This is a genomic window from Candidatus Accumulibacter contiguus (genome assembly GCF_012940005.1).
Lineage (GTDB): Bacteria > Pseudomonadota > Gammaproteobacteria > Burkholderiales > Rhodocyclaceae > Accumulibacter > Accumulibacter contiguus.
This window is the reverse complement of the sequence record NZ_SPMX01000055.1, coordinates 29,875-49,588: the sequence shown is the minus strand read 5'-3', so window position 1 is coordinate 49,588 and position 19,714 is coordinate 29,875. Positions and strand designations below refer to the sequence as shown.

The following is a 19,714-nucleotide window of genomic DNA, read 5'->3' as shown; positions in this document are numbered from 1 at the left end:
CAGTCATACCAGCGCCGCGGTGCGATGCACTCCGGTAGGCGCGAACACGTGCGCTGGCATCCGCTGCAAAGGTAGCGGCAGATCGGCACCGGATTGAGCGACCGCTGCTCCAGTTGCCGACCGGCCTTGCGCTCATAGTGCCCGTGCCGCCAAAGGAGCTTGATGCCGCAGTGGGGGCAGCACCGCGGCCGGTAGTGCTCGGGGTTGGCCTTGACTGCCTCGATATGCTGCTCAAGACTGGTGATGCCGATTACAATTCGTCGCATGGGCTGGGCTCCTTTCTATCCGGGTGGTCTCGATAACTTCCCACGATAGCAGAGGTGTCCCAGCCCTTCCTCTTCCCCCTTCGTCCCGACCTCTTTCAGGCAGTGCTTCTTTCTTCTTCCCGACCGTGCGCGGGATATTTCGAGCCCTTAGACCTCAGCCAGGGGAGGACGTAACAGCACCGAGCCGACGACCTTCGACATCGTGCACCTATCTGTATTTCTTCTACGACATCGATGTCGAGATCGTCGTCGTCGAGATCGCCGACGACGATCTCGACCTGCGGCAGGTCCAGGACACGCTCTACCGCTTCGGGCGCGCCTAAGCGCCCTCGGATAAGTTCTCCGATCTTCAGAAGGCTACGGGCCTCGGCAAACCGGGCACGGAAGCACGGAGAACTTTTTGATGGCCGCTTATCCGCCCTACTGGGACGACGACGGCAGCGGCGGCCACTGCCTTCGGCGTGCCGAATGGCTGACATCGGACGGCAAGGTTCTGGCTGTCTCCGATTACGAGAAGCGCAGCAAGTACCTCTCCTTCGTCAGTCGCTTCCGCGCGCCGTGCATCTCGTCCCACTGGGAATTCCTGTTGCGGCCGCTGGTCCTGCACCATTCCGACGAGGACGGCCCGGTCCGTTACCGACAGATCGAGTATCACCGCATGCCGTTGCTCGCCTAGCTCCCTGATCCTCCCAAGATGATGCCGACCCTGCCTTTATCAGACTGGCCATCTGGTGTATAGATAGTACAAGTAAACGGATATATACGCCTTTGAACCGTAGAATAGCTTGACATTTGCTGCATAGATAGTACACTTAGTTCAGTAGCAACGTGGAGGGGAATAGAGATGAAACCGAGAGATCTCTGTGGTTTGATCGTTCCGAAGACTGAGACTGTCCGTAACGACACGGAGCGGTTCTTTGAGGCGCTATCCGACGAGCAGGCTGTCAACACCGATGATTGGATCTTGGCCTGTAAGGGGAAGCAGTGGGTGCAGGACTTTCTGCTGGAAGCGGTCCGCGCGCGCTTGGAGGGCTCGTCGCAGCGCCTGGGTGCTCTCTTGGCCGGCACATCAGATCAAAGTCGCGAGGAGATGTACCAACTCGAACCCGACACCGATCTGGGGCGGACATCTTGGGCCGCCTTGACGTACCTCGCGGTCTTGCACAGCCACGATAGCTGGCACCAGCGATGGCACCATGATTTCTACTCCGCCGACGCTGCCTGGAATTCACTGCGCGGAAAACTCGGAGATAAGTCAGCAAGGCGGGTCTGCGCGATGATCGCCTTCCAAAATACGCTGCGCGGAATGCTCCATTCTCGACTTTCGTGTGAGGTGTCGACCTATGGACCTCCCAAGACGTTTTGTGATGACGGTGCGCGCTGCCTGGGCAAACTCAAGACGGTTATTTCAGCGGCGCTGGGCGAGACGCTTCCAACATCTTATTGGCGCTCCTGCGCATATGCGGCGCTTGCCCTCGACGGCCGTCGTCGGGTTTCCTCGGGGAATACAAACTCGGACCTGGACGACGACCTGCAGGAAGTCGAGAAATTCGTGGGAGCAGAGGAGGAACCCCAGGCCAAGCCTGAGGATTCCGCCCTCCTTTCATTCGAGTACGGCAATTATCTTGAGGAGGCTCTTTGTAAAATACGGCAGCTAATAGTGGAAAAGGTCCTAACTCTTTCTCAGCCAAAGCAGCATTTCTGTTCAATCAGCTTAGGCCGTCACTGGCGCAAATCTGACGTGGAAAACTTGCATATGGCAATTTGTGACAAGGAGTTTACAGTGGATGTCGATAGCGTCTCACGACGGTGGTGTGCTACTACCACTTCGAATAATTATTCGTTCCATCATGTCCATCTGCTAAAGCCCTTCAATCTTTGGCTTGACGTCAGAATCCCCGAACCCAGCACTGGCATGTAATGGTTCGCCATCGCCCAATCAGACGAGAGGAGCGCCACAATGAGCAATGACACGACTAGCGATCTTGATCCTTGGTCCCTTATCGGAAAAGGGCTCTTAAAGTATATAAAATGGAGCGCCCGATCTTGGGAATTTGGTGGCCATCATTTCCTGCCGGTTCCGTATGTGGACCGGCTGCTTCGGGAACTTCATCGAGAACATAGCAAACAATTTTGCCTGATGACGTTGAGGTGGTCGGCACCGGCGAACGAGAAGTTCACTGTTAGGGCTTTTGCACTGCCCCTACCATTGATCGCTCCAAAAACCCGCGATCTCCAAAGCACAGTCGACCGCCTGCCTGGGCCAGATAAAGGCGCAGAGCCGAGCACGGTTGCGGAGCTCTATAACAATGGAGGCTGGTGGAATCCGAAACTTGTAGTCGCTCGCTGTGCTGCTGCAGCATGGGTTAATCTTCGCATGTTGCTCGGACCAGGGGATCTTGAAGTCGACTTTTTGCAAGCAGAGTCTGGCAACAGAATTAATTCCGCTCGCCGGGACCAATGGATCAAAGCTATCAAGTGGGTTCAGGAGAAAGACAATCATGAAACTTTGCGGGCCTATTTGCTCCAGGTTGGCTGCCAGCGTTATCTCAATTTAGCTGACCAACCTGTCCGTACCGGAATTCAACATAACGCAGGTGATAAATCTCCCTATCTCCTCGGTATCGACATTGGAGGCACGAGCATCAAATGGTGCCTCTACAAACACGTCAAGGTTGAGGGCAAGCCCTCCGCCTTCGAACCATTTATTCCCGGTAAACTGCTCACAGAACGAGGAACAAAGTATAGGAACGGTGAGGATTTTTGTACGTATGTTTGCGGTCATATAAAAGCGGAGCTAAAAGCGAATCCAGAAGCGAAGGATATAGATCTGAAGGGCCTATGCGTGGGAGTAACGTGGCCGGGCCCGGTGCGGGGTGAGCCAGGACGAGAGTACGTCGCGGGGACGAGTGGGATTCTCGCAAAGTTTGAGAAGCTTAGCTCGACCATCAAGGACAATTCGCCCGATGATATTCACGGTTTGAAAATCCGCGAGGGTTTTGTAAGTCAATTTGGGGATTATGTTCGACTGATTAACGACGGTGACGGCCACGTCAACGCAGCTCGGGCCAGACTATTAGGCGAGTCGTGGACAGGGAAACGCCTGATGGTCGTGGTGGCCGGAACCGGAACGGCACTTGGGCTCGTCGAACACGACAAGATAACCCCATTTCTGAACGAAATCGGGAAAATGATCATCAATCTGGTTGAGCCGTTTCTTGACTACCAGAAGGGAGGCAACTTTCCTGCTGGGGTTGCCAATCAGCTATTCTCAGAAAAGACAAATCCTCGGATCGCAAAGGATCTTTTCAATTCCCCCATGAGCAACAGGGAAGTGAGCTGGCTGTACGAACTCTCCAAGTCCAATGAGAAGCAGTTTAACACCAACGAGTGGGAGAAGGAGGTTTTCGATAACTTGCCTGCGCATTTGACATGGATGAAGGATGACTGTAAATGCAGGGAATTGCTTAAGCAAGTGCGCGAGCAACAACTTAGCGGGTATTTGAGCAGCATGAGCAATCTGCTGGAAAGAGCGTCGTGGCTAACAGCGGATCTTATTGCTATGTGTGCCGACATCCTCAAGGCAGATGCTGTCTATTTGTCGGGTGGGCCTGTGACCGTTATCGGTGAAAAATTGGGGCAGGAAGCGAAGGAGCACTTGAAGACATTCTATGGCTTCGAGACCGAAAGCCCGGATGGGTCTCATGCTATCAAGGGCTTGAAATTTCTGCGATGCGAAGCAGGTGAAACTAATGCGGCGGAGGGAGCCGCACGCGCGGCATGGGAGACTTTTTTCTCTCCTTCGTCGTCGAGCGGCGGCGACGACTCGATCCGTGAGATCGACCCCGTGTTCCTTGTCTGAACCTGCGAAGACCGATCCGTGGCTTGTTTCGCCCAATTTGCACTTCTCGATCTCCCGGCGGGGACACCGGCCCGCGCGTTCTTCCCTGGAGCGGCGGCTGTGTCGAGTCCAAGCTACGGGTACGTACGATCATCCTTTCGGGCCGAACGTATTGCCCTGGCCCGGAACGAAGAACCACGCGTTGAACTCCCTTGGCGCGATTACGGCTCCGATGTCCGGTGCGCAGCCGATGTTCTGGCCCGCAGCGAAGGACGGGGGCATTCGATGCTTGTCGGTGCACGCAACGTGTTGAACGAGTTCGGTTTCCGGCTGCGCCTCAAAGGATCCTGGTTCGGTCGGGCCGGCGATCCGCCCCTTGATCCCTGCTGGCCGGTTGCGGCGCTTGGCGGGAGTGGTGTCTCGTTCCATCCATTGGGCAGCCTTCCGGAGGAACCCGATATCCTGACCGGACTGCCTCTGGTTATCGATGGCAGGCCTGTGTCGCGATCCTTTGTTGTTGCCAATTGCTCCGACCCCGCCCACGCCTACGAGGTGCACCCGAAAGGCTTGATCGGACCGTCGGCGCAGGCTTGGCATGAACTCGCTGATGCCTGGGAAGTCGGTAAGCAGGATGGCCTTGATGACGAATCCATTTGCATGCGGATCGATGCGATCGCGGAACGCCATCGCGCGAAGCCAAGCCGTAATATCCTGCATGGCGTGCTGGGCGGACGTGCCGACGGGTCGGTGCTGTGCGCGGCAATAACCGGCTCGCTGACCGACATCGCCTGCAGGCTGGTGGCTTTGGACATAGAGCAGGCGATTGTTCTGGATAACGGCGGCAGTGTCGGCTGGTATTACTGCCCGAAAACCGGCGCCACGCCGGTTGTCGTCGTCGCCGGCCCTAATCATCGTCCTTCCGGCACGGTATTCATTATGTTCGACTTGGGCAGCTTTCCGCAGCCGGTGAGTCATCCCGTGCTTGGCGGTCACTTGTAGGTAGGGAAGCGATGCCTCGCGAAAGGATGAGCCTCACGCGGCGAGACATGGATTCCCTCGTCCGACTGGTAGCGAGGAAACCTGCCTCCAAGAGCGAAGCGGCCATGTTTCTTGGGGTGGACCGAGCCTCCATCGACCGCCTATTAAATCGGATAGACGAGGTTGTCGGCGACACCGGCCTAAGCTGGAATGAAGGACACCGGTTGGTCTTCCCCGCAGAGGTCAAGCGGTTGGCTGAAGCAATTCGGCGCAATGACGACGAGATTGCCGCTGCCATACGGTTTCCTCGCGTTTCTGCGGGCAGTCTGTCGGCAATGCTCGTGCGCCAAGTCTTTGCCAGACTGGATTACACACCTCGCGCATTGCTTCTACGGTCGACGGCAGCGGTAGACGCCCTGCGCGACGGCGACATTGACCTTGCCATCGTGCACCGAGGCTCGGCAACCACGATCGACGAAGATATTGCTATGGTTTCTCTCGCCCCGTGGAGGGCCGTCATCGCCGCCCCACGGGGAACCAGCGCAAGAGTGCTCTCGACGCTGACCTGGGAATCCGGCGGTTATGGGGAAAAACTTAACCACCGCGTTGCGCTGGTCGAACCAGAGGTTATGACGCCTCACGGACCGCTCGCAACCTCCTACCTGTCCGCGCTCGAGATGGTTCGGCGCGGGCTGCCCTACCGCTTAGTGCTGCCCGACATCTATCTCAGCAAATTCGACTGGGAATACCTGTCGGTCAATCGTCCCGCGCGAGACGTTGTCGATGAGTTGGTCGCGCTTCATCGAAAGGTGGACGAGCGCAGACTAGGTGGCGTACTAGAACCGGACTTGTGGAAGGAGGTTGTGAAAGCATGAACACGACACGGTCGTCCACTAGCGAAGAAAGCCCCACCGGGTCGATGACAGGGCTCGTGGCACCTGGTTTCCCCCCGCCCACGCACTACCGGCTAAAGCACCTTCGGTCATCCATAGAGGATTTGATCAAAGTGTGTCCCTTGTCAGTGCGTCCACTGCGGGAGTTCGCACCCCAGATCAATCACAGCAACTCACCATCACGTCTCGTCATTGTCGGTAACCCCTCTGCTCAGGCTGTCTCCGGTCGGTCCATTCAGCCACCATGCGCGGCTGATTCAACTGGTTCGCACGGGAGCAACGCGTTCGCAAGCCACAGCCAACCTTTTCGGCGCTACTCCTTTCGCTGTAAAGGCGTTGACTTCCTGGTCGCTTGCGATGGGGATGCGATCTACGTGAGAGAGCAGCTCTTTAACGAGTTAGGTGTAGATTCCGATGATCTGCGTCAGTTACTGCTCTTTGCCGCATGTTACCACTCGCTGACGAGTCAAAATCGTCGCGACCCCGTGCCCGCCGGCACGCGTCGCTGGGTGCTCGATCGCCTGATAGTGGTAAACCAGCAGAGCCCAGGCCACGGAGTTACGCCTCTCCAAGCAGCCGAGCTTGCGTCCGATGAGGACTTTCTGGACAAGCTCGACCTCTTGCCTGGCATGGGCCGTCAAGTTCGCGCCAATGCCAGTTACTTCATCGCAGAGCGTCGCGCGAACGGCTTTCGACGCACAATTGGGCCGGACGATGGGCTCGTGCGGGACGCACTAGCTGATATCCTAGCCAAGGAGTTTCCCATCACGCCGACAAGCATCGAGTTCGTGACGTTCGGCTCTCCATGGCACTACGCCTTGTGGAATAACCTCAGCGTCGAAACGCTGACCGGTGATTTGCTTGGGGAGTATGGCGACGAAGTCGCCATCACCGTGCGTCGGCTAGATCGTCTCGACTTAGTCGATAGAGCATTCAATCGTGAGCGCGCTGCTTTCCCTGCTATCGTCGGATTGTCGGTCGAGCTCGGGACGCTACAGCTCGTAGACCGTTACCTTGACCTGTATAGCCAAGATCCCAGAGCACAGGGATCGATTCTTGTTCTTGGCAATCAGCTGCCAACCTATTTCCCTGAGCGCTTTCTAAATGACTTGCGCATACCTACGGCGATCGTCTGCCTACATGAGGGGGAATTGGTCATGCGCGGCCTCGTCGAGTTCATCCGCGGGCGGACCCAGCTCCAGTACATCAACAACATCGTTTACCGGTGCAATGAGACGCGCGCAATCCATCGCACACCACTGGTCAACTTGGACCTAACCGCGCTTCCGCATCCTCCGTCAGCCGACACGGTCAAGCCGGGCATCACAAACATGATCCAGACAAGCCGCGGCTGTGTGTTTAGCTGTACCTATTGCACCCGCTGGCGCAGCTTCAACGCCTCAACCAAGATTGACGCCATTGGCGACGTGACCACTCCGTCGCCCTCCACAAAGTGGCGGCATTTCTCCCTTGAGCGAGTATTTCAGAACGTCGAGATGTTCGTTTCTCGAGGAATTCGGGAAATCGAGTTCTGCGATGACGAGTTTTTCGGCGGCCGAAGCGTGACCGCTCTGAACCGGATTCATGATTTTGCCCTTGGGATGGCGTCGATAGCCCAGAAATGGGACACTCAGGTCTCGTTCCGAATTTTTACGACGCCTCTGATCATTTCCAGGGAGCCAAGAACGCAGAAGATCGCCGAAGAAAACAGGAGAATTCGATATGCGCTCCAGCTTCTTCGGAATGCCGGGTTGACCCGTGTCTATATTGGGCTCGAAAGCGGCAGTTGGGCGCAGAAACTCAGATACAACCGAAAAGAGACTATCGATGATACGTTGTGTGCTTTAAAGGTGCTTCAAGAGTTGGATTTAGACATTGATGTCGGCTTTATAATGTTCGATCCAAACTTAACAATTGAGGAACTTCTTGAGAACATCGCCTTTTTTCAGAGCGAACGGTCTCGTGCGCTACAACACATGGCCGTTTCGGCCACTAGTGGTCAACGAGGGGACTGCTATTAAGCAGACGCTAGACAGCCAGGGCCTCCTGACCGGGGAACAAGATCCGAACTTTATGTCATCCCGCTACCGGTTTGCTGACCCGCCAGTCGCCCAGTTAGCCGAGGCCGTTCACAGGATATCTCGGTCTAGTGCTCCGGTCTTCTACGCCTTAAAGACCATCTCGAAGAGCCATTGGCACGGGGGGAGATGAAGCGGTCGACTTCGCGACACAAACCGTTCAGGCTAATGCTGAGATCTATCTCGACATGATGGAGAGTCTAGGCGAGGCAGCCGTGATCGGTGGTATGGATGATCAGCTTGGGCAAATCTGCACCCAGGCGGAACGTGAAGTACGTGACCTTGTGAATCAAGTGTCGCAAATGATCGCTAGAGGTGTTTTTCGAAAGAGGAGTGAGGATGAGGCCATTCTGTTACGTCATATCGAGGCATATAGTAGAGAGCTCGATCGGCAGCACCTGCCGGTCGAGTAATTCAAGAACAAGACCCCGGGAACAAACGTGATAGGCGGGGTACGAGTTCTATCGCTGCTCACCGATCTGCCGAAGCCATCCAGAGTTGTCCTCACTACAACTCTCGCTGGTGCTAGGCAACCGGTCACAAAGCATGACAGTAGCTCCAAATACAGCAGCCATAGCGCTGCTCGAGGGTGAAGGCTGCAAGCCGCGGGGAAGAGGTATTCCATCAAGGAGTTGGCCAAGAAATCCGGCCACAAAACTATCCAAACACCAGGGACTGGGATGTTTATGACAAACGATCAGCATTCAATACAGGCACGAATTCAGCACTTGATCAGCGAGAAAGGCCTGGGCGAAGGTGCCTCCCTTCCGAGCACGGCAGAACTTGGCAAGATGTGGGGATGCAGCAAGGAGGCCATCACTGAAGGGCTAGAGGCCGCAGCGCAGAGCGGCTGGATCAAGCTTCAAGGGGACGGCTCTGCCATGGTGTTGTCCGCGCTCATCCACCATGAGGCTGAAGAGTTCAGCTTCACACGATCAGCCCATCTTCTCGGAGAAGAGGTAAGAACGGAGGTCATCGCGAGAGAAATGGTAATGCGTTTGCCATTTGCGGATAATCCCTTAACGCAAATGGAAACGCGAGCTTATACCGCTCTGGGCTTAATGGAGCCAGAGCCTTTCATAGTAATCCCACGGATACGCTATCTGGGGGGGAAGCCTCGAGCCCTCCACCGCGTTTACTTAGACCCAAAACGATTCAGTCCGACCTTCTTGGCCGACCATGACTTCGCGAAGGAGTCGCTAATCACTGTCTATGAGTCATATGGGTATACCTTGACTTCGCGAGACACAATCCTCACAGCGCGCTTCCCCAATCGCCTCGAATTGCACGATCTCGCTCTCCAAAACGAACCATCGTATACGCCGGTTCTCGTCGCCGAGCAACAACTTTTCGCGCTCGATCCCGCGACCAGGACTCCCTTTACTTTGGAGTTTCTGCAAGGCACGTACTTGCATTGGCAATACCGAATTCAAGACAGACCTCCACCTCGGATGCTTAAGAAAAACTCGGGTCGATGATTAAGCCGCTTAGATGCGTCGGACTGCAGTTACCCCAAAACTGCAGAGCGTTTGTAACCGTTCACTCCCCCTATGCGTAATCGTTCACTCCCCCTAAGCGGTCTTGGATAAGTTCTCCGACATTCCGAGACGGCATTTCCTCATGGATTAGCTGTTGAAATGTCGGAAGACTTCTTCACGACCGCTTATGCTGCTGCCGGGATGGCTGGGAGCGGCGGGAGCGGCAAGCCCTTGCGCGCGGCTGCGATGACGGTGCCGAGGTAGCGCCAGGAGGATGCCCCACGACGGCGGCAGGTTTCGATGACGCTGGCCAGGAGCGCGAAGGCGCGAGACCCCGCTTCGGAGCGGGTACCGTGGCTGATGTGGCGTGCAATCACCCAGTGGCGCAGCGCCTGTTCGGCAGCGTTGTTGGAAAGCGGCAGAGGGGGCTCGGCGACCGGGCGCAGGATCACCTCCCAGTCGTAGAGAAATTCGCGCACGACGCTGCGTAGCGCCGGGTGGGCATCCATCCAATGCGCCTCGCATAGGTGCCGGAGCCGCGCGATGTCGACCGCGTAGCGCACAGGCAGCCCTTCCGGCGGCGGATCGATCCTCGCCGCGTAGATGGCGTCCATCAGCGTTTGCATGAGGCCTTCCATTTCCTTGCCGACCCCGGCCACCCGTCTATCGGTCGATTCGGCCAGGCCTCGCAATTTGCGCATCAGATGCGGCCAACAGCGCAGGCGGTTTTTCCAGGCGCGGTAGACCACGTAGCCATCGCTGATGAGCATGCCGTGATAGCCGTCTTGCAAGGCGTTCTCCAGAATTTCCGCGGTGCGCGGGCCAATGAGGAACCGCACCGTGTGGGTCGTGACCAAAGCCCACAGCCACAGCAGCAGGCCGGATTCCTTCCATGAGGTTTCATCCCATTCAGTTGCGGCGCCGGCACGAGGTCCGCTACCAACCTATCCTCCAGCGGGAAACTGGCGCGCCCCGCTTCCCGGATCGTCTCGTCGATCACGCCGGTGCTCAGCATCAGGCCGAATAATTCCATCAGCCCCTCGCGAATACGCGCCCGCGACAGGCGCATGCGCAGCCCGAGGAAGACGAGGACTCCGGCCAACTGGGGGCCCACCAAGCGCCACTCGCCCAGCTCGACCTTCTCCCACTGGCTGTCCGGCGGCGCCCGCCAAGGCTGCGCACGGCTGACATGACCACAGGTACACTCCACTTCGAGCAGGAGATGACGCGTGACACTGAACAGCAGCCCTATCCTGCCTTCTGCCGGCGGGGCAATGTCGATTTCGTCCCAGCCCGTGTAAGCCTCTGACTTGGCGTCCGCCGCCAGCGCTAGCCCACACGCCGCACAGTTCTCCGGTCGGTGCTCGCAAGTGGCGGTGACCGTCAGTTTCTGGGTACGGCCAAAGCCCTGACTGCCGAGCGGCTTGCCGGCCTTCTTCTTTGCCGCCTTCGGCGCTGAGGGGGACTTCTCTTCCGATTGGGCCGTCTCTTCCCTTACCTCCCCGGTTTCCGTCTCCCCTTCATCCGCTTCTACCGGGTTGGTCTCGCTTGGCGAATCCTGGCCCACCTCCGCGTCGCTGGCTCTCTCCCAAGGGGCCTGGCTCGTGGGCGGGCGCGAGCTGTTGTCCGGGTTTTGGTTCAGCCGATCATGTCACTCTTTGACGTCGTCCAGCAAACGCTTCGACACCTCCAGCAATCGCTCCGCCGGCAGCTTCTTCAGCCACTCGTCGTTCATTTGCAGAAGGTCGTGCTTGCGCAGGTGCATCGCGTCGTGTCGTCGTTACGTTACGCCAATTATGACATAGAACTTGCCGCTGCGCGTGAATTTTTGCGGGGGTGTGAACGGTTACCCCGGCCGCTTACTTCGCCACCGACACCCATCTCGACCCCGGATCGTCCTACAAGATCAACCGCACCCAGGCGATCGACAAGATCAAGCGCCAGATCGGTCGCTGGCTGCTTCTCGGAACGGCCACCACGCGCAGTCTCCAATCCCTGATGCAGGAACTCGCCGCGAACCTTCAAAAATTCGTCCCCGATCGGTCCCGGCCTCGAAAACCTCAGCCCAAGCCTCATCTCTCCATGCCTATAAACTATTATGACAAAGTGCTAAGTTGTGAGGATTGATGCTTGCGCCCGGCTGCACGAAAACCGGGACATGCGGCAAAAAGCCCTTGACCGCGCGGCGCGTTTTCATTAAGTGTGCACGGATGTGGCCAGCATGGACGGCGGGCATGACCTGCGGCTGACGGATCTGGTACCCTTGCTGCAGCACCGCTGTCTGGCATGGGCGAGCAGCGCCATGCACGGGAATTGTGAAAGCACTTGCCTGACAATTCACTTGCCCATATCGTACTGGCCCGCAAGGGTCGTTCACCTCAGCAGCATTGCACTTTCAGGATAACGGAAACCATGAAAAGAGATTCTCGCTTTCATATCGCTGTCATTCCCGGCGACGGTATTGGCCCTGAAATCGTGGCTGCCAGCCTGCAGGTTCTCGACATCCTGCAAGAGCGCCTGGGTGGCATCGGTTTCGATTTTCGTCACCTCGAAGGTGGCGCCACTCTTTACCAGAAAACCGGCAACGCTTTCTCCGACGAGAGCATGGCCGTGTGCAAGAAAGCCGATGCCGTGCTATTCGGCGCCATTGGCCTGCCGGATGTTCGTTATCCCGATGGAACGGAAATCTCCACTCAGTTTGATCTGCGGGTTGAAATGGATTTGTACGCCGGTCTGCGCCCGATCCGCAGCTATCCCGGCTTGCCGCGAGTGCTTACCGACAAGCGAGCAGCGCTGATCGATCTCGTTCTCGTGCGCGAGCAGACCGAAGGGCTCCTCTACTCGCGCGGGCGAGGGACGCTGGAGGAAGACCGGATCGCCTGGGAGACGATGAAGATCTCGCGCAACGGCAGCCGCCGGATCTCCGAGTTTGCCTTCCGTATCGCCGCACGACGCTCCAAGAGCCGGCGGCGTTCGGGCAAGGTCACCTGTGTCGACAAGGCCAATGTGCTCTCTTCGATGGCCTTTTTCCGCAAGATCTTCGCCGAGGTGGCAGCCAATCATCCTGAGGTCAAGGCCGAGTATGCGTATGTGGATGCAACGGCCATGAACCTGGTCAAGGCGCCTTGGGAATTCGATGTCCTGGTAACCGAGAACGCTTTCGGCGGCATCCTTTCCGACCTCGCGGCTGGCGTCGTTGGCAGCCTCGGTCTGGCACCATCGGCCGACATCGGGGACAAGCACGCCGTTTTTCAGCCTGCGCACGGCAGTGCCCCGTACATGGCCGGTCAGGGGATTGCCAACCCGATAGCCCAGATCCTTTCGGTGGCGCTGATGCTGGACTGGCTGGCCGACCAGCATGGCGAACCCCGACTGGCGCATGGCGCACGCATCCTGGAGCGTGCGGTTGAAAAAGCACTGACCATGATCTGCCCGATCGAATTCGGAGGACAGGACGGAACGGCAGCAATTACCAAAGCAATCATGACCCAGATCCGCAAGGTCTGACCACTAACGGTCATGGCTATTGCAGGCACCCCCGATCATGAAAGGCATGACCGTTTCCCACTCCCCCGCCCCCTCACCCGCAAGTGGAGAGGGAGCCCTTCGACCAGGCTCAAGGCAGGATTCGTGAGTCGCGGATGCGATTTTCACATTAATCGATGCATGCGGTGCGACTGCTACAATGGCGACTACCGACAAGAACAAGGATCCCTTCAATGACTGCCAAGCCGACCCCTGCCACCGCTGATCGCCAGTTGCTGCCCACCGTCGAGCGGCAAACCGGGGAATCCCCAAGGTGCGCGATCATCTGGCTGCACGGCCTCGGGGCCGACGGGCATGACTTCGAGCCGATTGTCGATGAGTTCGACTTTGACCGCTTGCCAGCGCTCCGTTTTATCTTTCCGCATGCGCCCATGCGCGCAGTGACCATCAATGGTGGCTACGTGATGCGCGCCTGGTATGATATCGTCACGCTCGATTTTGCGCCGGGACGAGAAGAGGCAGAGGGTGTGCGTACATCGGCACGACAGATCGAGGACCTGCTCGATCGGGAAAATGCACGCGGGATAGCGGATGCGCGAATCGTGCTTGCCGGTTTCTCACAGGGCGGAGTGATTGCCTTGCACACCGGCCTGCGCCATCCACGGCGCCTGGCGGGGATCCTGGCGCTGTCGTGCTATCTGCCGCTGGCCGATACCCTGGCTGCAGAAGCGCAGCCGGCCAACCGCGATGTGCCGATCTTCATGGCGCATGGGCGTGCCGATCCGGTCATTCCCTACGACCTGGGAAAGCGTTCAGCCAAGTTGCTGAAGGCAGCGGACTATCCGGTACAGTGGCACGGCTACGCTGCCGAGCATACGGTGTGCCTCGAAGAACTGCATGACATCGAGGCCTGGCTGAGCAAAGTACTGGCAGACGTCTGCTGAGCATCCTGTCCTTACTGGGCGTAGCGCAACAACCTAGATCGAGTTGATGATGCCTTCTCGGGCATGCGTGCTCCTCGACTCGCCCCGCGGATTTGGCTACACTTCATGAAATCCTTACCATTCATGGGGAAATGTCATGCGCCGAGTCGTTTTCAATCAGAAGGGAGGCGTTGGCAAGTCGACGATCGCCTGCAACCTGGCGGCCATTGCCGCTGCGCAGGGCAAGCGAACGCTGGTGGTCGATCTAGATCCACAAGCCAATGCTTCCCGCTATCTGCTCGGCAAGGCACTCGACGAACAGACCAAGACCCTCGCCAATTTCTTCGAGGACATTCTTGGCTACAAGCTGTTTCCCGAGACACTCGATGCCTACGTTGTCCCCACACAGTTTCCCGATCTTGCCGTGCTGCCTTCTGACGCCAAGCTGGAGGAAGTGCAGTTCAAGCTCGAGTCACGCTACAAGATGTACAAGCTGCGGGAGGCGCTGGAGAAGCTGCAGGGGTATGACGAAATTTTCATCGATACCCCGCCGGCCCTGAACTTCTTCTCCCGCTCGGCGCTGATCGCCGCCGACACCTGCCTGATCCCGTTCGATTGCGATGATTTCTCGCGTCGCGCCCTGTACTCGCTGTTGGACAGCGTGCGCGAAATCCAGACCGACCATAACCGTGGCCTGCGGCTGGAAGGCATTGTGGTCAACCAGTACCAGGCACGTGCCAAGCTGCCCTTGCGTCTGGTCGATGAACTGCGCGCCGAAGGACTGCCGATCCTGGATGCCTTCCTGTCGGCGTCGATCAAGATTCGTGAGTCACACCATCAGGCGCTACCGATGATCCACCTCGACCCTCGGCACAAGCTGACCTGCGAGTTCACGGCTCTCTACGACCGGCTCCTTCGGTAGGTACGTGAAAGCCGTGACGCCATGACCGTTGACGCTGCTCCGACGCATTCCCGGCCGCATCTGCTTGCAGTTGTGCATCCAGAAAAGCATTCTGCTCGTATGCAGATGCATCGACCCACTCAACAATTCATCCGGGAAGGGCAAGATGCACGTATTCGTGACCGGCGGCACAGGCTACATTGGCAGCCACCTGATTCCGGAATTGCTCGCACGCGGCCATCGGGTTACGGCGTTGACGCGGCAGGAGTCGGCAAACCGGCTAGCACCCGGCTGCCGCATCGTCGTCGGCGATGCGCTCAATGCCGCAAGCTACGTGCAACAGATCGAGGGGGCCGACGTCCTGGTCCATCTGGTTGGGGTTGCCCACCCAGGGCCGAGAAAGGCTGCGGATTTCCGGAGCGTCGATCTCGCCTCCGCAGGCGCGGCGCTGACCGCAGCGATGGAGGCCGGAATCAATCACCTGCTCTACCTCAGCGTTGCCCAACCGGCACCGGTGATGCAGGCCTACATTGCCGCGCGTGCCGAGGGCGAAAGATTGATCCGCGCCAGTGGCATCGCAGCCAGCTTTCTTCGCCCGTGGTATGTGCTGGGACCCGGCCATCATTGGCCGTTGCTGCTTCTCCCAGCCTACCGCCTGTTCGAGCACCTGCCGCCAACACGCGAGGCGGCAAGGCGCTTCGGTCTGATCGACATCGAGCAGATGGTGAGAGCGCTGGTACGGGCAGTGGAAAACCCGCCCACAGGTGTGCGCATCTGGGGAGTACCAGAAATTCTGCTGGCAGCCGGGTAGACGAACCGGGCGGCGACGGGGCCAGCGTGCAATATGCCGGCGATGTACGGTCAGCTCAGGTGTATGCAACTTGACGCCGGCAAAGGGAAAGCAGGATCCCGCCTCCTGTCCTGCCTGCAACCCGAGACTGCGGCACTCATTGCGGCATCAGCGTTCTACCGGCGTTTCGGCTTCGTACAGCACACCGAGCCATTCCCTGATCTGCCGATAGACGCGCGTGTCGTTCAGCAATCCCAGGTGACCGAGTTTGCCGATCCTGGCGCTTTCGACGTCGCCTTCAATTTCGTGTGTGATCGCGCTACTCAGAGGCACCAGCCCATCGCCAAGGAATTCGCTGAGCGGATGCTCGACATTTTTGGCGAGACTGGCGCCAAGAAAGCGGAAAGCAATCGTGTGTGGCTCGGGTAGCGTCTGCGGAGCACCGGGACCTCGGCGCAGATCCTTGATGCCTTGGCTGCGCGTCGCGGCAATATTCCCGAGGGGACGGGTGACTGCGCTGAGTTTCAAGGCGGTGGTTGCCAACTGACCGAGTCGCTCAAGTGGTGAACCGAGATGCGGAGATCCGAGGCAGATCAGCATCCGTGTCGACTGCGGCCATTGCATTCCCGCCGCCACCGCCTGATCGCAGGCGCCACGCGCGATCAGTCCGCCCATGCTGTGACCGATGATCAGCAGTTCACTGGCTGGCTGCGGCCAGGCAGTCAGCAAATCCTCGAGAAAAACTGCCAGTTGCGCACAATTTTCGGCAATCGGCAGGCCGGTGTTGTAGCGCAGGTAGAGCGGTGTGCAGGCGAATTCCGCTTGCAGCTGGTGTCCAAAATGGCTTTCGCACGCGGCTGCAGGTTCGCCACGATCGGTACATTCCCAACAATGTTCGTCACAACCCAGTCCGTGGACGAAAACGCACAGGCGCCTGTCCGCTTCGGGAAAAGCGCTGCGCAGCGCATCGGTATTCAGCGGCACGCTGTTGCCGTGTACCCGAATCGCCATGTTAATCGCCAGCAAGTTGTTACTGGCAGCAAGATGGTCTCCGAAAGCGCCATTGAGTGCGCTGTGCAGGCCGCTTGCGAAGCGCCCCGGTGGCTTGCCAGGGGAAGAGTGCTGCCTTTCGAGTATTGCCGCAGCCTCGAGAATACCGCCGCTACCGTGGTGAATTGTTGCGTAGACGCCTGCTGAAATGCTGTCATGAACGGCTTGCACGAGCTGAGCCGGCCAGCAAAGCAGCGGAATTCGCCGAAAGACATTGAAAGATTTGTCGGCAATGGCGCCATGCATTTCCTTGACACACAGAGTGGTTTCCTGAACCGCAACTTTGGCGACCTGACTGTAACCAGTCCTCTGCGGCGTTGATCCGAAGTCTTTTCTGCCATGCGGCATGGGTTATCCTTCGCGGGTGGTGATTGGGAAAGATGAATCCGTGGTCAGTGCGTCCGTACTGCTTGTGCCCGAACAGCGACCGTCAATGAGTTACCCCCTCTCTGCGCAGAACCTTGGCAAAAGTCAGCCACAGTATCCGAATATCCAGCCACAAGGATTGGCGTTGCAGGTACTCGCTATCGAGCTTGACCTTTTGGGAAATCGGCAGTTCATCGCGGCCGTTGACCTGTGCCCAACCGGTCAGTCCCGGTAGCAACTCATGAACCCCGAGTTCGCTGCGCAGGGCAATCAAGTCATGCTGGTTATACAGGGCCGGACGCGGCCCGACAAAGCTCATGTCGCCGACCAGAATGCTCCATAACTGGGGCAGTTCATCGAGGCTGGATCTGCGCAGGAACGAGCCCACGGGCGTCAGGCAAGCCTGCGCATCCCTTAGTAGATGGGTCGCCACGACCGGGGTTCCAACCCGCATGCTGCGGAATTTCGGCATTCTGAAAATCCGGTTGTGACGTCCGACGCGATCAGACCAATACAGCACGGGTCCGGGCGACGTCAGCTTGACCAACAGAGCGAGCAGACCCGCAGGGAGCAGTAGCAAAACCGCCGCCAGGCAGGCGAGTGACAAGTCAAGAAGGCGCTTGACTGGAAAAAGCGGCATGTGCATGTATCTGCACCCTGCGGGAAACGGCGCAGCTGCAGGTGCTAGCTGTTGCCGTTGTCCAGAAAGCTGCGCAACTTGTCTGAGCGTGATGGGTGGCGAAGCTTCCGGAGCGCCTTGGCTTCGATCTGTCGAATTCGCTCACGGGTCACGTCGAACTGTTTTCCGACTTCCTCAAGGGTGTGGTCGGTGTTCATTTCGATTCCGAAGCGCATGCGCAATACCTTCGCTTCGCGCGGAGTCAGGGTGTCCAGCACGTCCTTGGTGATGAAGCGCAGGCTCGAGTAGAGGGCAGCCTCGGTCGGTGCGAGCGTCGCATGATCCTCGATGAAGTCGCCAAGATGCGAGTCATCGTCGTCGCCGATCGGCGTTTCCATCGAGATCGGCTCCTTGCTGATCTTCAGGATTTTGCGAATTTTCTCTTCCGGCATCTCCATCTTCTTGGCCAGTGTTGCCGGATCGGCTTCCAGACCGGTTTCCTGCAAAATTTGCCGGGAAATGCGATTCATTTTGTTGATCGTCTCGATCATGTGCACTGGGATGCGGATGGTGCGTGCCTGATCGGCGATCGAGCGAGTGATCGCCTGGCGGATCCACCAGGTGGCATAGGTCGAAAACTTGTAGCCGCGCCGGTATTCGAATTTGTCAACGGCCTTCATCAGACCGATATTGCCTTCCTGGATGAGATCGAGAAATTGCAGGCCGCGATTGGTGTACTTCTTGGCAATCGAGATCACCAGTCGCAGATTGGCTTCGGTCATTTCCCGTTTGGCGCGGCGTGCCTTGGCTTCACCGGTAGACATCTGCTTGTTGATGTCCTTCAATTCGCGCAACGGAATGCCGATACGGTCCTGCAGAGCAAGCAATTTCCTCTGCTCTTCCTTGATGTTCGGCGCGTTGCGCGAGAGGATCGCGCCATAGGTCTTGCCGGCCGTAGCGATCTCGGCATCCACCCAGTCGATGTTGAGTTCGTTGCCGGGGAAGACCTTGATGAAATGCGCCCGCGGCATGCGCACCGTGTCGACACAGATCCGCTGGATCTTGCGCTCGCAGGCACGCGCCTCATCGACCATCGCGCGGACCGAGTCGCACAGACGCTCAATCGTTTTCGAAGTAAAGCGAATGCCCATCATCTCTTCCGAGATCTGCTGCTGGAGCCTGAGGTAGGTTTTGTCCTGGGAACCTTTCCTGGGCAAAACGCCATGTGCTTGTGCGTAGTGCAATCTGATCAGTTCAAGGCGTGCAAGCCCTTCCGTCTTGAGTTTGAGCAACGAGGCGGCAGCAGCAGCGCCCTCGACCGCCTCGCCGCCTTCTTCCTCGTCTTCCTCATCGTCCTCAGCCACCTCCTCGGCCAACTCTTCGAGTGAGTTGTCAATTTCGGGGTCGATCAGCCCATCGATCAATTCATCGATGCGCATCTCATCGCGTGCGATCTTGTCGGCGCAACTGAGGATCTCGGCAATCGTTGTCGGGCAGGCGGAGATCGCCTGGATCATGTGCTTGAGGCCATCTTCGATGCGCTTGGCAATCTCGATTTCGCCTTCACGGGTCAGCAACTCGACCGAACCCATTTCGCGCATGTACATGCGTACCGGGTCGGTCGTCCTGCCGAACTCGGAGTCCACCGTTGACAGCGCCTGTTCCGCCTGCTCTTCCACATCGGCATCGTCTGCACCGGCCGCCGGGGTGGCATCCGACATCAGCAGCGTTTCGGCATCCGGCGCTTCATCATAGACCTGGATGCCCATGTCGTTGAAGGTGCTGATGATGCTTTCGATCTGCTCGGCATCGACGACATCATCAGGCAGATGGTCATTGATTTCGGCGTAAGTAAGAAAGCCTCGTTCCTTGCCGAGCTTGATCAGCGTCTTGAGACGCATCTTGCGCGTTTCGTCGTCAACCGGTACCGGTTGGCTCCCGACTTGCGCCAGAAGGTCTGCCGCTGCCTTGGCTTTCGCCGCCTTCGTAGTTACTACCTTTTCCCTTATCATGACCATTTCCCGAATAGCGTTAGACTGGAAAAA

Annotated in this window: 17 protein-coding genes; 12 read left to right on the top strand and 5 right to left on the bottom strand. The window is 57.9% G+C overall.

The annotated features are described in order from the left end of the window. Nucleotides 1-266 (bottom strand): DUF6431 domain-containing protein (locus E4Q08_RS17130; protein WP_248594977.1); only part of this gene is annotated, 266 nt, incomplete at its 3' end. A gap of 125 nt (nt 267-391) precedes the next feature. Here E4Q08_RS17130 and E4Q08_RS17125 point away from each other — a divergent pair. The 8 genes from E4Q08_RS17125 (at nt 392) to E4Q08_RS17090 (ending at nt 9,534) form a co-directional block, all read left to right on the top strand. Continuing rightward, nucleotides 392-589 (top strand): hypothetical protein, encoded by a 198-nt coding sequence (locus tag E4Q08_RS17125; protein WP_169071255.1) that lies wholly within the window; start codon nt 392-394, stop codon nt 587-589. 80 nt (nt 590-669) lie between these two features. Next, complete coding sequence (locus E4Q08_RS17120) at nt 670-942, top strand: hypothetical protein (RefSeq protein WP_169071254.1); 273 nt, start codon at nt 670-672, stop codon at nt 940-942. Between the two features lie 168 nt (nt 943-1,110). Next, a complete protein-coding gene (locus E4Q08_RS17115; RefSeq protein ID WP_169071253.1) occupies nt 1,111-2,187 on the top strand; it encodes a hypothetical protein in 1,077 nt (358 codons plus the stop codon). A 39-nt stretch (nt 2,188-2,226) separates the two neighbouring features. Beyond that, on the top strand, nt 2,227-4,128 hold the full coding sequence (locus E4Q08_RS17110; RefSeq protein WP_169071252.1) for an ROK family protein: 1,902 nt from the start codon (nt 2,227-2,229) through the stop codon (nt 4,126-4,128). A gap of 264 nt (nt 4,129-4,392) precedes the next feature. After that, complete coding sequence (locus E4Q08_RS17105; RefSeq protein WP_169071251.1) at nt 4,393-5,106, top strand: hypothetical protein; 714 nt, start codon at nt 4,393-4,395, stop codon at nt 5,104-5,106. Between the two features lie 47 nt (nt 5,107-5,153). Next, the gene (locus E4Q08_RS17100; protein ID WP_169071250.1) at nt 5,154-5,960 is read left to right on the top strand and encodes a LysR family transcriptional regulator; all 807 of its coding nucleotides are present in this window, start codon (nt 5,154-5,156) and stop codon (nt 5,958-5,960) included. 392 nt (nt 5,961-6,352) lie between these two features. Beyond that, nucleotides 6,353-7,999 carry a B12-binding domain-containing radical SAM protein gene (locus E4Q08_RS25830; RefSeq protein WP_169071249.1) on the top strand — a complete coding sequence of 549 codons (1,647 nt, stop codon included), beginning with the start codon at nt 6,353-6,355 and terminating at the stop codon, nt 7,997-7,999. A gap of 785 nt (nt 8,000-8,784) precedes the next feature. After that, nucleotides 8,785-9,534, top strand: a complete 750-nt coding sequence (locus E4Q08_RS17090; RefSeq protein ID WP_169071248.1) for a UTRA domain-containing protein — start codon at nt 8,785-8,787, stop codon at nt 9,532-9,534. Nucleotides 9,535-9,719: 185 nt separating this feature from the next. Here the strand turns inward: E4Q08_RS17090 and E4Q08_RS24965 are convergent, their stop codons facing one another. Then, entirely contained in the window at nt 9,720-10,391 is a 672-nt protein-coding gene (locus E4Q08_RS24965) for an IS66 family transposase (protein ID WP_248594976.1), read from the bottom strand. Nucleotides 10,392-11,946: 1,555 nt separating this feature from the next. Between E4Q08_RS24965 and E4Q08_RS17080 the strand changes: the two genes are divergently transcribed. From E4Q08_RS17080 to E4Q08_RS17065, 4 genes are all read left to right on the top strand, one after another. Continuing rightward, nucleotides 11,947-13,041 (top strand): isocitrate/isopropylmalate dehydrogenase family protein, encoded by a 1,095-nt coding sequence (locus tag E4Q08_RS17080; RefSeq protein WP_034912885.1) that lies wholly within the window; start codon nt 11,947-11,949, stop codon nt 13,039-13,041. Nucleotides 13,042-13,253: 212 nt separating this feature from the next. After that, nucleotides 13,254-13,964 carry an alpha/beta hydrolase gene (locus E4Q08_RS17075; RefSeq protein WP_169071247.1) on the top strand — a complete coding sequence of 237 codons (711 nt, stop codon included), beginning with the start codon at nt 13,254-13,256 and terminating at the stop codon, nt 13,962-13,964. A gap of 136 nt (nt 13,965-14,100) precedes the next feature. Then, nucleotides 14,101-14,865 (top strand): ParA family protein, encoded by a 765-nt coding sequence (locus tag E4Q08_RS17070; RefSeq protein WP_034912882.1) that lies wholly within the window; start codon nt 14,101-14,103, stop codon nt 14,863-14,865. Nucleotides 14,866-15,010: 145 nt separating this feature from the next. Beyond that, the gene (locus E4Q08_RS17065) at nt 15,011-15,655 is read left to right on the top strand and encodes an NAD-dependent epimerase/dehydratase family protein (RefSeq protein ID WP_034912879.1); all 645 of its coding nucleotides are present in this window, start codon (nt 15,011-15,013) and stop codon (nt 15,653-15,655) included. Nucleotides 15,656-15,802: 147 nt separating this feature from the next. On the opposite strand, the gene E4Q08_RS17060 is transcribed toward E4Q08_RS17065, so the two are convergent. The 3 genes from E4Q08_RS17060 to rpoD form a co-directional block, all read right to left on the bottom strand. Further along, complete coding sequence (locus E4Q08_RS17060; RefSeq protein WP_169071246.1) at nt 15,803-17,032, bottom strand: esterase/lipase family protein; 1,230 nt, start codon at nt 17,030-17,032, stop codon at nt 15,803-15,805. Nucleotides 17,033-17,114: 82 nt separating this feature from the next. Continuing rightward, a complete protein-coding gene (locus E4Q08_RS17055; protein ID WP_034912875.1) occupies nt 17,115-17,690 on the bottom strand; it encodes a sugar transferase in 576 nt (191 codons plus the stop codon). Between the two features lie 44 nt (nt 17,691-17,734). After that, nucleotides 17,735-19,681 (bottom strand): RNA polymerase sigma factor RpoD, encoded by a 1,947-nt coding sequence (rpoD, locus tag E4Q08_RS17050; RefSeq protein WP_211203471.1) that lies wholly within the window; start codon nt 19,679-19,681, stop codon nt 17,735-17,737. Nucleotides 19,682-19,714: the final 33 nt, after the last annotated feature.

What these genes read in the sequence shown, in the direction of transcription:
- E4Q08_RS17120 (WP_169071254.1), top strand. Translation starts at nt 670, where the DNA reads ATGGCCGCTTATCCGCCCTACTGGGACGACGACGGCAGCGGCGGCCAC.
- E4Q08_RS17115 (WP_169071253.1), top strand. Translation starts at nt 1,111, where the DNA reads ATGAAACCGAGAGATCTCTGTGGTTTGATCGTTCCGAAGACTGAGACT.
- E4Q08_RS17110 (WP_169071252.1), top strand. Translation starts at nt 2,227, where the DNA reads ATGAGCAATGACACGACTAGCGATCTTGATCCTTGGTCCCTTATCGGA.
- E4Q08_RS17105 (WP_169071251.1), top strand. Translation starts at nt 4,393, where the DNA reads ATGCTTGTCGGTGCACGCAACGTGTTGAACGAGTTCGGTTTCCGGCTG.
- E4Q08_RS17100 (WP_169071250.1), top strand. Translation starts at nt 5,154, where the DNA reads ATGGATTCCCTCGTCCGACTGGTAGCGAGGAAACCTGCCTCCAAGAGC.
- E4Q08_RS17080 (WP_034912885.1), top strand. Translation starts at nt 11,947, where the DNA reads ATGAAAAGAGATTCTCGCTTTCATATCGCTGTCATTCCCGGCGACGGT.
- E4Q08_RS17075 (WP_169071247.1), top strand. Translation starts at nt 13,254, where the DNA reads ATGACTGCCAAGCCGACCCCTGCCACCGCTGATCGCCAGTTGCTGCCC.
- E4Q08_RS17070 (WP_034912882.1), top strand. Translation starts at nt 14,101, where the DNA reads ATGCGCCGAGTCGTTTTCAATCAGAAGGGAGGCGTTGGCAAGTCGACG.
- E4Q08_RS17065 (WP_034912879.1), top strand. Translation starts at nt 15,011, where the DNA reads ATGCACGTATTCGTGACCGGCGGCACAGGCTACATTGGCAGCCACCTG.
- E4Q08_RS17060 (WP_169071246.1), bottom strand. Translation starts at nt 17,032, where the DNA reads ATGCCGCATGGCAGAAAAGACTTCGGATCAACGCCGCAGAGGACTGGT.
- E4Q08_RS17055 (WP_034912875.1), bottom strand. Translation starts at nt 17,690, where the DNA reads ATGCCGCTTTTTCCAGTCAAGCGCCTTCTTGACTTGTCACTCGCCTGC.
- rpoD (WP_211203471.1), bottom strand. Translation starts at nt 19,681, where the DNA reads ATGATAAGGGAAAAGGTAGTAACTACGAAGGCGGCGAAAGCCAAGGCA.